Source organism: Pseudoxanthomonas mexicana (assembly GCF_010093385.1).
GTDB lineage: Bacteria > Pseudomonadota > Gammaproteobacteria > Xanthomonadales > Xanthomonadaceae > Pseudoxanthomonas_A > Pseudoxanthomonas_A mexicana.
In genome coordinates this window covers 1-13,034 of sequence record NZ_PDWV01000023.1, presented here as the reverse complement: position 1 = coordinate 13,034, position 13,034 = coordinate 1, and the positions used below count along the sequence as shown (strand labels likewise).

11 protein-coding genes and 1 pseudogene are annotated in these 13,034 nt (G+C 68.9%); 8 read left to right on the top strand and 4 right to left on the bottom strand.

Going from position 1 to position 13,034, the window contains the following annotated elements; translation table 11 throughout:
- Positions 1-73 precede the first annotated feature (73 nt).
- The 6 genes from glnA to CSC76_RS09985 all read left to right on the top strand — a co-directional run bounded on the left by glnA (position 74) and on the right by CSC76_RS09985 (position 7,026).
- Complete coding sequence (gene glnA / locus CSC76_RS10010; protein WP_162109867.1) at positions 74-1,483, top strand: type I glutamate--ammonia ligase; 1,410 nt, start codon at positions 74-76, stop codon at positions 1,481-1,483.
- Positions 1,484-1,915: 432 nt separating this feature from the next.
- Entirely contained in the window at positions 1,916-2,254 is a 339-nt protein-coding gene (locus tag CSC76_RS10005) for a P-II family nitrogen regulator (protein WP_055941078.1), read from the top strand.
- A gap of 16 nt (positions 2,255-2,270) precedes the next feature.
- On the top strand, positions 2,271-3,833 hold the full coding sequence (locus CSC76_RS10000; protein ID WP_202923513.1) for an ammonium transporter: 1,563 nt from the start codon (positions 2,271-2,273) through the stop codon (positions 3,831-3,833).
- 61 nt (positions 3,834-3,894) lie between these two features.
- On the top strand, positions 3,895-4,947 hold the full coding sequence (locus CSC76_RS09995) for a two-component system sensor histidine kinase NtrB (protein ID WP_162109866.1): 1,053 nt from the start codon (positions 3,895-3,897) through the stop codon (positions 4,945-4,947).
- Entirely contained in the window at positions 4,937-6,373 is a 1,437-nt protein-coding gene (ntrC, locus tag CSC76_RS09990) for a nitrogen regulation protein NR(I) (protein WP_162109865.1), read from the top strand. Before CSC76_RS09995 ends, ntrC begins: the two co-directional genes overlap by 11 nt.
- A gap of 80 nt (positions 6,374-6,453) precedes the next feature.
- On the top strand, positions 6,454-7,026 hold the full coding sequence (locus tag CSC76_RS09985) for a superoxide dismutase family protein (protein ID WP_162109864.1): 573 nt from the start codon (positions 6,454-6,456) through the stop codon (positions 7,024-7,026).
- Between the two features lie 75 nt (positions 7,027-7,101).
- Here CSC76_RS09985 and CSC76_RS09980 read toward each other — a convergent pair whose 3' ends face one another.
- Positions 7,102-7,986: a hypothetical protein gene (locus CSC76_RS09980; protein WP_162109863.1), complete on the bottom strand. Its 885-nt coding sequence runs from the start codon at positions 7,984-7,986 to the stop codon at positions 7,102-7,104.
- Positions 7,987-8,093: 107 nt separating this feature from the next.
- On the opposite strand from CSC76_RS09980, the gene CSC76_RS09975 reads away from it, so the two are divergent.
- Both CSC76_RS09975 and CSC76_RS09970 read left to right on the top strand, forming a co-directional pair.
- Positions 8,094-9,374: an acetyl-CoA C-acetyltransferase gene (locus tag CSC76_RS09975; RefSeq protein ID WP_162109862.1), complete on the top strand. Its 1,281-nt coding sequence runs from the start codon at positions 8,094-8,096 to the stop codon at positions 9,372-9,374.
- Between the two features lie 31 nt (positions 9,375-9,405).
- The gene (locus CSC76_RS09970) at positions 9,406-10,326 is read left to right on the top strand and encodes a restriction endonuclease (RefSeq protein WP_162109861.1); all 921 of its coding nucleotides are present in this window, start codon (positions 9,406-9,408) and stop codon (positions 10,324-10,326) included.
- A gap of 100 nt (positions 10,327-10,426) precedes the next feature.
- Here CSC76_RS09970 and CSC76_RS09965 read toward each other — a convergent pair whose 3' ends face one another.
- The 3 genes and pseudogenes from CSC76_RS09965 to CSC76_RS09955 form a co-directional block, all read right to left on the bottom strand.
- Positions 10,427-11,686 carry a heme biosynthesis HemY N-terminal domain-containing protein gene (locus tag CSC76_RS09965; RefSeq protein WP_162109860.1) on the bottom strand — a complete coding sequence of 420 codons (1,260 nt, stop codon included), beginning with the start codon at positions 11,684-11,686 and terminating at the stop codon, positions 10,427-10,429.
- On the bottom strand, positions 11,683-12,708 hold the full coding sequence (locus tag CSC76_RS09960; RefSeq protein WP_162109859.1) for a uroporphyrinogen-III C-methyltransferase: 1,026 nt from the start codon (positions 12,706-12,708) through the stop codon (positions 11,683-11,685). The genes CSC76_RS09965 and CSC76_RS09960 overlap by 4 nt, the downstream gene beginning before the upstream one ends.
- 38 nt (positions 12,709-12,746) lie before the next feature.
- Positions 12,747-13,034, bottom strand: a pseudogene (locus CSC76_RS09955) (hypothetical protein); the annotation flags it as partial.

Genomic DNA, 13,034 nt, shown 5'->3' with positions numbered 1-13,034 from the left:
TATGGCGATAGTGGAGTTGGCACGGGGATTGCTGTGTCTCTGCCACAACCCTTATCCAACCCGAGGTTCCGAGATGTCCCTGGACAACGTTGAGAAGCTGATCAAGGACCACAAGGTCGAGTTCGTCGACCTGCGTTTCGTCGACATGCGCGGCATCGAGCAGCACGTCACCTTCCCGGTCAGCATCGTGGATGCGTCGCTGTTCGAGGACGGCAAGATGTTCGACGGTTCGTCGATCTCGGGCTGGAAGGGCATCAACGAATCGGACATGGTGCTCCTGCCCGACCCGACCTCGGCCTACATCGACCCGTTCTACGCCGACCCGACCCTGGTCCTGGTCTGCGACATCCTGGATCCGGCCACCATGCAGGGCTACTCGCGCGATCCGCGCGGCATCGCCAAGCGCGCCGAGGCGTACCTGAAGTCCAGTGGCGTGGCCGACATGGCGTTCTTCGGCCCGGAGCCGGAGTTCTTCATCTTCGATTCGGTGCAGTTCGCCAACGAGATGGGCAACACCTTCTTCAAGGTCAATTCCGAAGAAGGCGCCTGGAACAGCGGCAAGAGCTACGACGGCGCCAACAGCGGCTACCGTCCGGGCATCAAGGGCGGCTACTTCCCGGTGCCGCCGACCGATTCGCTGCACGACCTGCGCGCCGAGATGTGCAAGACGCTGGAACAGGTCGGCATCGAAGTCGAAGTGCACCATCATGAAGTCGCCACCGCCGGCCAGTGCGAGATCGGCGCCAAGTTCAACACGCTGGTCAAGAAGGCCGACGAACTGCAGCGCATGAAGTACGTGGTGCGCAACGTGGCCCACCGCAACGGCAAGACCGTCACCTTCATGCCCAAGCCGATCGTCGGCGACAACGGCAGCGGCATGCACGTGCACCAGTCGCTGGCCAAGGGCGGCCAGAACCTGTTCTCCGGCGACGGCTACGGTGGCCTGTCGCAGCTGGCGCTGTGGTACATCGGCGGCATCTTCAAGCATGCCCGGGCGATCAACGCCTTCTCCAACTCGGGCACCAACAGCTACAAGCGCCTGGTGCCGGGATTCGAGGCGCCGGTGATGCTGGCCTACTCGGCGCGCAACCGTTCGGCCTCGTGCCGCATCCCGTGGGTGGCCAACCCGAAGGCGCGCCGCATCGAGATGCGCTTCCCCGATCCGCTGCAGTCCGGCTACCTGACCTTCACCGCGCTGATGATGGCCGGCCTGGACGGCATCAAGAACCAGATCGATCCGGGCGCGCCGAGCGACAAGGACCTGTACGACCTGCCGCCGGAAGAAGAGAAGAACATCCCGCAGGTCTGCTCCAGCCTGGACCAGGCGCTGGACGCGCTGGACAAGGACCGCGACTTCCTCAAGGCCGGCGGCGTGATGAGCGACGACTTCATCGATGCCTACATCGCGCTGAAGATGCAGGAAGTGACCAAGTTCCGCGCGGCCACGCATCCGCTGGAATACCAGCTGTATTACGCCAGCTGATGCGGGCGCACGCGCACATCGCCATGCACGCGGAGGGCCAGGCATCGGTCCTCCGCACCGCAGCGGCAGCGCGCTGAGTTCTCGCGGCGATGGCGACGGATCTCCCCTCCCACCCGTCGCCATCGCCGCACCTTCTCCGACGCATCGCGCTGCGATGCGTCGGCCCGGTTGGGGAACCGGGGCAACACCCGTCTTCGATTCCTGGAGATCGCACCAACGCTGCAACTGGGGAAACACAGGAGAGGTCCATGAACCGCTGCTCCCTCCCACGTCATCCGTTCCCGTCGCAACCGATCGCGGCGGGCACGGGTGCGGTTCATGCATCGCTCCGCACCGATCACGTGCACGCCGCCAGGGGGTCGCGCGCACGGGTGCCTTGAAACCGCCGGCCGGCTCCGGTCGGCCGGTTCCATCCACCATCGGGGTATGCGCATGAAACTGATCACCGCCATCATCCGGCCGTTCAAGCTCGACGAGGTCCGAGAGTCCTTGTCGCAGGCGGGCGTGTCCGGCATCACCGTGACCGAAGTCAAAGGCTTCGGCCGGCAGAAGGGCCACACCGAGCTGTACCGCGGCGCCGAGTACGTCGTCGATTTCCTGCCCAAGATCAAGATCGAAACCGTCGTCACCGACGAGCGACTGGAGGCCGTCATCGAGGCCATCCAGCAGGCCGCCGGCACCGGCAAGATCGGCGACGGCAAGATCTTCGTCACCACCATCGACCAGGTCATCCGCATCCGCACCGGCGAAGTCGGCGCGGACGCGCTCTAACACTCGGAGCCCCCACATGAAGACTCGACTGTTCTCCGGGTGGAAGACCCGTGCGCAGATGTTGTGCCTGGCCGCGTTGTGCGGCCTGATGACGGCAGGTGTGGCCTCGACGGCGTTCGCCGCGCAGGACACCGCGCCTCCCGCGACCGAAGCACCCGCCACCGACGCCGCGCCTGCGCCGGTAGAAGCCGCCGCACCTGCGGAAGCCGTGGCGGCCCCGGCTGAGGCACCCGCCGAAGAAGCTCCGGCCGAGGAGGCGCCGGCCCCGACCATCAGCAAGCCCGACACCGTGTGGGTGCTGTTATCGGCGGTACTGGTGATCTTCATGACGCTGCCAGGCCTGGCGCTGTTCTATGGCGGCCTGGTGCGTTCGAAGAACGTGCTGTCGATCCTGATCCAGAACCTGGCCGTGTTCTCGCTGGTGGCGGTGCTGTGGGCGGTGTACGGCTACAGCTTCGCGTTCACCGAGGGCAACGCCTTCATCGGCGGCACCGATCGCCTGTTCGCGGCGGGCCTGAATGCATCGTCCATCGGCGCGACGTTCACCAAGGGCGTCTACATTCCGGAACTGGCGTTCTTCGTGTTCCAGGGCGCCTTCGCCTGCATCACCTGCGCGCTGATCGTCGGTGCGTTCGCCGAGCGCGTGAAGTTCGCCGGCGTGATGCTGTTCACCGTGCTGTGGTTCACCTTCGCCTACCTGCCGATGGCGCACATGGTGTGGTTCTTCCCCGGCCCGGACGCGTTCACCAGCAACGAAGTGGTGCCGGAAGTGCTGGCCAAGTCGGGCTACCTGTGGGCGAAGGGTGCGCTGGACTTCGCCGGCGGCACCGTCGTGCACATCAATGCGGCGATCGCCGGTCTGGTGGGTGCGTACGTGATCGGCAAGCGCACCGGCTACGGGCGTGAAGCCATCAAGCCGCACAACCTGACCCTGACCATGGTCGGCGCCTCGATCCTGTGGGTGGGCTGGTTCGGCTTCAACGCCGGTTCCGCGCTGGAAGCCGGTGGCGTGGCCGCGATCGCCTTCGTCAACACCTTCCTGGCCACGGCCGCGGCAGTGGTGGCCTGGCTGCTGGTGGAGTGGATCACCAAGGGCAAGCCGTCGCTGCTGGGTGCGGCTTCGGGCGCGGTGGCCGGTCTGGTCGCCATCACTCCCGCCGCCGGCCTGGTGGGCCTGAACGGCGCGCTGGCCATCGGCGCCATCGCCGGCGTCCTGTGCCTGTGGGGCGTCAGCGGCCTGAAGAAGATGCTGGGCGCGGACGACAGCCTGGACGTATTCGGCGTGCATGGCGTGGGCGGCATCACCGGCGCGCTGCTGACCGGCGTGTTCGCGGCGCCGTCGCTGGGTGGCGCAGGCATCTGGGACTACGTCACCGAGACCGGCGTGGCCGAGTACTCCATCGGCTCGCAGGTGTGGATCCAGGCGCAGGGCGTGCTGATCACGGTGGTGCTGTCCAGCGTGGTGGCCCTGGTGTCGTACCTGATCGTGAAGTACACGGTCGGTCTGCGCGTGCCTGAAGAGGCCGAGCGCGAGGGTCTGGACATCACTTCCCACGGCGAATCGGCCTACGAGGCCTGATGGAACCCCGGGGACGGCTTTGCACTAAACTGGTGCAATGTCGTTCCCGGCCCCGTCCCGCATGCATTTCGAACCCGCCACCGACGCGCTCAGCACGCCGGTGGCGTGGGCGGATACCGATGGCCTGATCCTCGGCCTCAATCCGGCCTTCGCCCGCTGGCTGGGCGTCAGCACCCGCCGCCTGATCGGGCAACCGCTGGCGGCCCTGGAGATCGAAGGCGACGCCATGGCGCGCTTCCTGGACAACACCGACCGCGACGTCCTGCGCCTGCACCGCATGGCCTTGGGCATGCCCGGCGAGTCGCCCTGCTTTGCCGAAGGCTGGCTGTCGCGGCTGGACGGCGGCGGCTGGTTGCTGGAAGCGCACCCGGTGGACGAGTTCCCCGCGCTGGATCCCACCCAGGTCCTGCCCAATGCCCTGAGCGCCGCGCTGAAGGGCCTGGCGCACGAGCTGCGCAATCCGCTGGCCGGCCTGAAGGGCGCGGCGCAGTTGCTGGCGCGCCGGGCCGCCCATCGCAACGACAACGACGACGAGCGCGAACTGATCGAACTGATCGAATCCGAGATCAACCGCCTCAACAGTTTGCTGGAACAGCTGCTGTCGCCTTCACCACAGCGTCCGCACGCACCGCTGAACATCCACACCGTGCTGGAGCGCGTCCTGCGCCTGGCCGAGAACGAAGGCGGCTGGTCGGTGCGCCTGCAGCGCGACTACGACCCCAGCCTGCCGGAACTGTCCGGCGACGCCGACCGCCTGACCCAGGCGGTCTGGAACCTGGTGCGCAACGCCCTGCAGGCGGGCGCCGCCAACATCATCCTGCGCACCCGTGTCGAACACGGCGCGCGCATCCACGACCATCTGCACGCCATGGCGCTGCGGGTGGAGATCGTCGACGACGGCCGCGGCGTGCCCGAAGCGCTCGCCGAGCACTTGTTCCTGCCGCTGGTCAGCGGCCGTGCCGAAGGCAGCGGCCTGGGCCTGGCGCTGTCGCAGCAGGTGGCACGAGAACACCGGGGGTCGCTGACCTACCGCTCGCGCCCCGGCCATACGGTCTTCACCCTGCTGCTGCCGCAGTCGTCGCACGACCCCGACGAGGAACGTCATGTCCACTGATCGCCTGGCCGCTTCCGGCAGCACCGCCGACACACGCCGCATCTGGGTGGTCGACGACGACCGTTCGGTACGCTTCGTGCTGGCCACCGCCCTGCGCGATGCGGGCTACACGGTGGACGGTTTCGACAGCGCCGCCGCCGCCCTGCAGGCCCTGGGTGCGCGTGGTGCACCCGACCTGCTGTTCACCGATGTGCGCATGCCCGGCGACGACGGCCTGGTGCTGCTGGACAAGCTGAAGGCCACGCACCCGCAGTTGCCGGTGATCGTGATGTCGGCGTACACCGACGTTGCCAGCACGGCCGGGGCGTTCCGCGGCGGTGCGCATGAATTCCTGTCCAAGCCGTTCGACCTGGACGATGCCGTGGCGCTGGCCGCACGCACCTTGCCGGACGCGGAAGAAGCCGCCGAAGCCGCACAGGACGGCGATGCCGCGCCCACGCCCCAGCTGATCGGCGACACGCCGGCGATGCGCGCGCTGTTCCGCGCGATCGGCCGCCTGGCGCAGGCGCCGCTGTCGGTACTGATCACCGGCGAGACTGGCACCGGCAAGGAACTGGTCGCGCATGCGCTGCACCACGAGTCGCCGCGTTCGCGCAAGCCGTTCGTCGCGCTGAACACCGCCGCGATTCCGTCGGAGCTGCTGGAGAGCGAACTGTTCGGCCACGAAGCCGGCGCCTTCACCGGCGCGCAGAAGCGCCACATCGGTCGCTTCGAGCAGGCCGATGGCGGCACGCTGTTCCTGGACGAAATCGGCGACATGCCGCTGCCGCTGCAGACGCGGCTGCTGCGGGTGCTGGCCGAGGGCGAGTTCTTCCGCGTAGGCGGGCGCGAACTGATCCGCGTGGACGTGCGCGTCATCGCCGCCACCCACCAGGACCTTGACGGACTGGTCGCGGAAGGCCGCTTCCGTGCCGACTTGCTGCACCGGTTGAACGTAGTGCGACTGCAACTGCCGCCGCTGCGCGAACGCCGCGCCGACGTGCCGCAGCTGGCCGAAAACTTCCTGGCCATGGCCACGCGCAAGCTGGACATCGCGCCCAAGCGCTTCAGCAATGCTGCGCTGGACCTGCTGCAGGCCCACGACTGGCCGGGCAACGTACGCGAGCTGGAGAACGTCTGCTGGCGTCTGGCGGCGCTGGCGCCTGCCGATGTCATCAATACCACCGACCTGCAGGGCGCGCTGTCGCACGCGCCGCTGGCCGGGGGGCGGGGCGAGTGGGACCACGCGCTGGGCGAATGGGCGCGCCGGCGCCTGCTGGAAGGCGCCGAATCGCTGCATGCCGAAGCGCGTGAGCGGCTCGACCGGACGCTGCTCCAGGTCGCGCTGGAACTGACCCACGGACGCCGCGCGGAAGCCGCGGCCCGTCTTGGCGTGGGCAGGAACACCGTCACCCGCAAACTGGGGCCCGGCCGCAAGCGCGGATGAGTGCGCGGCGGCGCTTTCATTGAACGTGAAGGCTGCGGTGGTTACGGTAACAGGCCACGCCCTGCAACAGGAGTTTCCCCATGCGCATCGCCCTGCTGGCCGCCGCGTCCGCCCTCACTCTGGCGGCATGCAACACCACGCCGTCCTCGTCTTCGCCGCCGTCATCCCAGAGCGCCGTCGTTCCCACCACCAGCACCGCCAAACAGGCGGTCGCCGTGCTGGCGTCCGCCTCCGGCAGTCTGGTCAGCGGCAGCGTCACGCTCACCCCGATGGGTAAAGGCTTGCATCTGACCGGCGAGATCGGTGGGCTGCAGGCCAACAGCGCGCATGCGTTCCATATCCACGAGAAGGGCGACTGCAGCGCCGCCGACGCCAGCAGCGCCGGTCCGCACTTCAACCCGTTCAATACCGCGCACGGCAAGGCGGGAAGTGGCGCGCACCACGCCGGCGACATGAACAACCTCACCGCCAACGCCGAGGGCGTGGCCAAGGTCGACGCGCACATCGAAGGCGTCACCCTGGGCGGCGGCGCCATCAACGATGTGGCAGGCCGCGCGCTGATCGTACATGCGGCTCCGGACGACTACGCCAGCCAGCCGGCCGGCAACGCCGGTGCGCGGGTGGCCTGCGGCATCATCAAGGTCACGCAATAACACCCAAGACCGTAGCGTGCGCCACGCGCACGACCGCACGATGTGTGTTTCTCGTGGTCGTGCGCATGGCGCACGCTACGACTGCAGCGTTTCCCGCGCGTCGGTCTTGCCCGGGCAATGCGCGAACGTCACCGGGATGCCGTGCGCTTCCAGCACGGCGGCGATCTGCTGCTGGCGCGCCTGGAAGTGCTGGTAGGCGCGTTCCAGCCGCTCGTCGGTCGCTTCCTGCGGCGCATAACGCGCGCGCCAGGCCATCGGTTCGAACAGTGCGATGTGCACTTCGCCATTCGCGTAGCGCAGCAGCGGTTCCGGCGGCGCATCCAGCCACTGCTCTTCCGCGGGTGCCACCAGGGCGGTCTCGATCACCGGCCACAGCGCGCCCAGCCCGCCGTGCTCGTACTGCATCGCGGTCATCGCGGCCAGGTCGTGCAGCGTCATGTAGCGCGCATGTTCGATCTGCGCGCCGAATGCGGTCTGCGCGAGTAGCGCGGTATCGGGCTGGGCCATGCCCGTTTCCAGCAGCACGCTTTCCAACCGTTCGCCCACGGCATCGACCGTATGGTCGTCGCCGGCCAGCAGGAAGGGCACCACGCGCAGCAGGCCGCCGCCCAGGCCTTCATCGGCCTGCAGCGGCAGGGGGATGTCGCCCGTCTCATCGGCGCCGAAGGCGATCACGCGTGGACCTTCGCCGCGTCCGGGCGCGCGCTGGTGCAGCTCGCGCAGGCGCTGGTGCAGCGACCAGCCGGGTCGCAACGCTTCGGCCGGATCGAAGTGCGCCGCCGCCAAGACGAGATCCAGGTCACGCACCTGAGGAACAAGCGATGCCAGGTCGCGTCCCAGTTTCTCGGCCAAGGCACTCGCCTGGGCAGCCGTCAGGGCCGCGTTGCGCGGGGTGCTGCCCGCCATCAGTTCCAGGGCCATCACGCCCATGACGACGGGGCCGGTTGGGGATCGAGTCATGTCAGCGGTTGGAGGCGGTGGAGGGGCGCATTACACTCCCCCATTATGCCTGCCGTACGCGGGCGCATCTTCACCCCTCCCTTCATCGCCAACGCCAAGAGGTCCCCATGCCCGGTCCCCGCCCCGTCGCCATCCTCGGCGGCGTCCGCATTCCGTTCTGTCGCCAGAACACGGCCTACGCGGATGTGGGGAACCTGGGCATGTCGGTGCGCACGCTGGGCGCGCTGGTCGAGCGCTTCGGCCTGCACGGCCAGCAGCTGGGCGAAGTGGCGATGGGCGCGGTGATCAAGCATTCGTCCGACTGGAACCTGGGCCGCGAAGCCGCCCTCTCATCCGGCCTGTCGCCGCTGACCCCGGGCATCACGCTGCAGCGCGCCTGCGGCACCAGCCTGGACACCATCATCCACATCGGCAACAAGATCGCGCTGGGGCAGATCGAATCGGGCATCGGCGGCGGGTCGGACACCACCTCGGAAGTGCCGATCGTCTACGGCAAGAAGCTGCGCGCGCGCCTGCTGGCCGCCAACCGCGCCAAGACCACGCAGGACAAGCTGAAGGCGCTGGTGAGCGGCTTCAAGTTCGGCGAGCTGAAGCCCGAGTTCCCCGGCGTGGCCGAGCCGCGCACCGGCAAGAGCATGGGCGACCACTGCGAGGACATGGCGAAGGAGTGGAACATCTCGCGCGACTCGCAGGATGAGCTGGCGGTGGCCTCGCACAAGAAGCTGGCCGCCGCCTACGAGCGCGGGTTCTTCGACGATCTGGTCGCCCCGTTCCGTGGCCAGGAGCGCGACAACATCCTGCGCCCCGACACGTCGCTGGAAAAGCTGGCCACGCTGAAGCCGGCCTTCGACAAGACCTCCGGCCGCGGCACGCTGACGGCCGCCAACTCCACGCCGCTGACCGATGGCGCCGCCGCGGTGCTGCTGTCCAGCGAGGAGTGGGCGAAGGCGCACGGCCACGAGCCGCTGGCCTACCTCCGGGATGCGCAGGTGGCCGCCGTCGATTTCGTGCACGGCGAAGGCCTGCTGATGGCGCCCACGGTCGCGGTGCCGGAAATGCTCAAGCGCAACGGCCTGACCCTGCAGGACTTCGACATCTACGAGATCCACGAGGCGTTCGCCGCGCAGGTGCTGTGCACACTGCGCGCGTGGGAGAGCGAGGACTACTGCCGCAACCGCCTGGGCCTGGACGCGCCACTCGGCAAGATCGATCCGGCGAAGATGAATCCCAACGGCTCCTCGCTGGCCACGGGCCATCCGTTCGCCGCCACCGGCGCCCGCATCGTCGCCACGGTCGCGAAGGAACTGAAGCAGCGCGGCGGCGGCCGCGCGCTGGTCTCCATCTGCACCGCCGGCGGCATGGGTGTGGTGGCGATCATCGAGCGCTGACGGGAGTCGGAAGGGCGAGCACGGAGGCTGCATGGCGATTCCGACATATGATCAACTGATGCTCCCGCTACTGCGACTGGCGGGAGCGCACCGCGCCAGCGACCTGCCCACGGCCGAGAAGCTCCTGGGCGACGAGTTTGGTCTGACGCACGAAGAGCGTGCGACGATGCTTCCGAGCGGTCAGCAGACCGCGTTGAGAAATCGAACAGGCTGGGCCAGTTTCTACTTGATGAAGGCGGGTCTGCTGGTCAAGCCGAAGCGCGGATACTTCGAGATCACCGATCGTGGGCGGGACGTCTTGAAGTCCCCGCCCCCCAACATCGACAAGGCTTTCCTCGCAGGCTTTCCGGAGTTCCGGGAATTCCTCACGGGGGCCTCGGCGGAGTCCGTCGGGGGTACGACGCAAACGCTTGTTCCGTCGACGGCAGAGCACACCACGCCGGATGAGGCCCTGCAAGGCGCTTATCAGCAGTTGCGCAGCGAACTAGCCTCGCAAGTCTTGGAGCGATTGCTGCAGGTGAGCCCCGAGTTTTTCGAGCAACTCGTCGTGGAACTGCTGGTCGTCATGGGCTATGGCGGGTCCCGGCGGGGTGCTGGCGAGCGCATTGGACGATCCGGCGATGGCGGAATAGACGGGATCATCAAGGAAGATCGGCTTGGCCTGGATGTCATATACATCCAGGCCAAGCGATGGCAGGGAACGGTGGGTCGTCCCGAAATCCAGAAGTTCGTGGGTGCGCTTCATGGTCAGCGTGCCCGCAAAGGCGTCTTCATGACGACGAGCGGGTTCTCGGCCGATGCGCGGGACTATGTTTCGCACATCGACGTCAAGGTCGTCCTGCTAGATGGCATCCAGATCGCGAATCTGATGATCGACCATGGCGTGGGCGTCACGCCGGTGGCGACCTACGTGGTCAAGCGGCTGGATTCGGACTACTTCGACGAAGCCTGAGGTTCCATGATCGGTGTGCCGCCGTTCCGCATGCTGTGGCCTGCGGCTGCAGAGCGGTCGCCGCCGCGGAAGCCGAACGCCGGTTGAGCGCGCCGCGCGTTCAGTCCTTCAGGCGTGGCAGTCCGTGCGCGTCGCGTTCTTCCATGACGGCTTCGTCGTGGATGGCCTGCTTCATGTCGCGCACGGCGAGCTGCGTGGCCGCTTCGCCGCGCTTCGTCTTCAGCGCGTTGGCATAGCACTGCTGGGCCGATGCGGCGTCGCCGGCGTCGGCGAAGCCCGTGCCCAGTTCCTCCCAGGCGTCGGCGCCTGCACCCTGCGCGACCGCGCGATGCAGGAACTCTTGCGCCTGCGTCCATTGCCCCTGCTGGCGGGCCAGGCGTCCCAGGGTTACCAGCAGCGCGGGGCTGGCCGCGCGGGTCTGCAGCCAATGCTGGGCGCTGGCGCGGCGCGAATCCAGCTTGGCCACCGGCAGCCGGCCGTAGAGCGCCACCAGATCTTCATCCCAGCGGGCCTCCAAGGCCTGTTCGATGCTGCGCGTGGCCGCGTCTTCCCAGCGCAAGGCGGCCGCGCGTTCGGCATAGGCGGCGACCACGGGTGATTGTTGCCGCAACGGCTTGGTGAGGGCCTCCCAGCGCTCGGCCAGCACGTTGGGGTCGGCTGCTTCACGCAGCGACTGGGTCGCCAGGCGCGTCTCCAGCGTATCCAGGGCAGCGGGCGCCACGGCCTGCTGCTGCTTCAATGCGCCCAGCAGGCCGTAAGCCTCTCCGGCCTGCGCCGTGTCCGCCAGGGCCTCGGCACGCAGGGCCAGGCCGCGCGGCGGCAGTGGCTGCACGTCGGCGGCGTCGAGCACCGCCAGCGCGTCCTGCGGACGTCCCGCGTCCAGTGCGATCTGCGCGGCAAGGATCGCGTGCGCGGGTCCCGACCGTTCGCGCAGCGCCGCAAGCTGGCGTTGCATCGCCGCCTCGTCGCCGCGGGCCTGCGCTGCACTCGCCGCGGCGACACGCGCGACCGCGCCGACTTCTTGATCGTCGGCGGCGCGTTCAAGCAGCTTCTCGGCCTTCTGCCAGTGGCCGGCATGCAGCGCGTCCAGGCCGTCGATGAGCCGTGCGCGCGCCTGCTTGCGGCGGTGCCGGCCCCAGGCACGGAACGGCAGCGTGAGCACCCGCCAGAGCAGCCACGCCACACCGCCGGCCAGCAGAAGCGCCAGCACGGCCCGCGGCACGTTGGTATGCAGGTCGTAGCCGGCAAAGCGGATGAACACCTCGCCCAGGTCGCGGTCGGTACCGGCCATCCACTGCGCCGCCTGCACGCCGGCCAGCATCAGCACCAGCATCACCACCACGGTGCGGAACGTTTTCATGGCATCACCTCCGGCGTCTCCCTGGTCGGGCGCAGCCGCATGCCGGCGCTGCGCAGCGCGCGCAACTGCTGCAGCGTGCTGCCCACTTCCGCCGGGCGCGCGGGCGCTTGCGCCTGCTGCAATGTGCGCAGCCGTGCGTGAACCTGACGTCGTGCCGGCGAGTCCGGCCACAGCCGTGGCAGCCATCCGTCCACACGGGCCAGCGCGGCGCGGTACGCAGCGTCGTCGCCTCGCTCGAGGGCGGCCCGCGCCAGCCCGATCTCGATCTGCAACGCCACGTCCGCCGCGGCCCGCTGGTCGGGCGCCACCAGCGTGGTGTCGCGCGAAGGCCGCACGTCGACCAAAGGTGCCAGCCACCGCTGCCACGCGGGGCGCACCTGTCCCGGCGCTGCCGCCGGTGCTTGGCGGGGCAGGCCGGCGATCGCATCCGCCAGGGAATCCAGGCGGGCGAACGCGTCTGCGCGCGCACCGGCGCCGAGCGCGTCGACGGCGACGCGTTCCTGCGCCAGCGCCTGCTTCAGGTTCAGCAGCCGATGGTCGTCCAGGCCGTCCAGGACGCCGGCGGCCAGTGCATACGCGCGTCGGGCCCCGGCCGGGGCATGGGCGATCTCCAGCCGCTGCGCCGCCAGGGACAGCAGCAGTTCCACCTCGTCCAGCCGCAAGGCCTGCGCGCCGTGGCGGTCGGGGTCGGTCAGCTTGGCGACGCTTTCCTCGAGCAGGGCGCCGCGGTGGCCCAGGCCCAGGACTTCGTCGCGCAGCACGCGGTTGGTGGCCGCGGCGTCCAGCAGGCGCTGCGCCTGCGCGCGCTGGTCGCGCCGCAGGGCTTCGGCACGGGCCTCCAGCGCCTCCAGGCGCTGCGCGATCATGGCCTGCTCGTCCCGTTTCCCTTCGCCCTGGGCCTGCCACCACGCCCAGCCACGCCAGGCCGCCAGGCCGACCACCAGCACCCGGATGGCCAGCGCGATGAGGCGGCCGGCACCGAAGGTGCGGCGGGGGGAGGTGGGTTCGTCGTTCACAAGCATCCTGGTCGCGGGACGAAACGTGATGGAGGCCGCAGATGCTACCGGATGCCGGCCGGGCGGATCGTGCACGCCGCTTTCATCAGCTGTGCCGGGCGCGGGCCTTCGGCCTGGACGACGCGGACGAAGCCCGCCGTTCGCGCCGCGTCGGCCAAGCGCGCGCTGGCGGCGACGACAACGGCCTTTCTGAGCCGCGTGCGAAGCGCTTCGGGAAGCTGGGCCAGGACCTGCTCCAGCGCACCACCGCTGCTCAACAACAAGCAGGCGGGCGCCTGTCGCCGCTCCCGGGCGGCACGCGGCCGGCGCAGCGGGGTCAACGATTCCTGACG

Bases quoted from the DNA above. Each gene is read 5' to 3' on its own strand.
- glnA (WP_162109867.1), top strand. From the start codon at position 74: ATGTCCCTGGACAACGTTGAGAAGCTGATCAAGGACCACAAGGTCGAG.
- CSC76_RS10005 (WP_055941078.1), top strand. From the start codon at position 1,916: ATGAAACTGATCACCGCCATCATCCGGCCGTTCAAGCTCGACGAGGTC.
- CSC76_RS10000 (WP_202923513.1), top strand. From the start codon at position 2,271: ATGAAGACTCGACTGTTCTCCGGGTGGAAGACCCGTGCGCAGATGTTG.
- CSC76_RS09995 (WP_162109866.1), top strand. From the start codon at position 3,895: ATGCATTTCGAACCCGCCACCGACGCGCTCAGCACGCCGGTGGCGTGG.
- ntrC (WP_162109865.1), top strand. From the start codon at position 4,937: ATGTCCACTGATCGCCTGGCCGCTTCCGGCAGCACCGCCGACACACGC.
- CSC76_RS09985 (WP_162109864.1), top strand. From the start codon at position 6,454: ATGCGCATCGCCCTGCTGGCCGCCGCGTCCGCCCTCACTCTGGCGGCA.
- CSC76_RS09980 (WP_162109863.1), bottom strand. From the start codon at position 7,986: ATGACTCGATCCCCAACCGGCCCCGTCGTCATGGGCGTGATGGCCCTG.
- CSC76_RS09975 (WP_162109862.1), top strand. From the start codon at position 8,094: ATGCCCGGTCCCCGCCCCGTCGCCATCCTCGGCGGCGTCCGCATTCCG.
- CSC76_RS09970 (WP_162109861.1), top strand. From the start codon at position 9,406: ATGGCGATTCCGACATATGATCAACTGATGCTCCCGCTACTGCGACTG.
- CSC76_RS09965 (WP_162109860.1), bottom strand. From the start codon at position 11,686: ATGAAAACGTTCCGCACCGTGGTGGTGATGCTGGTGCTGATGCTGGCC.
- CSC76_RS09960 (WP_162109859.1), bottom strand. From the start codon at position 12,708: ATGCTTGTGAACGACGAACCCACCTCCCCCCGCCGCACCTTCGGTGCC.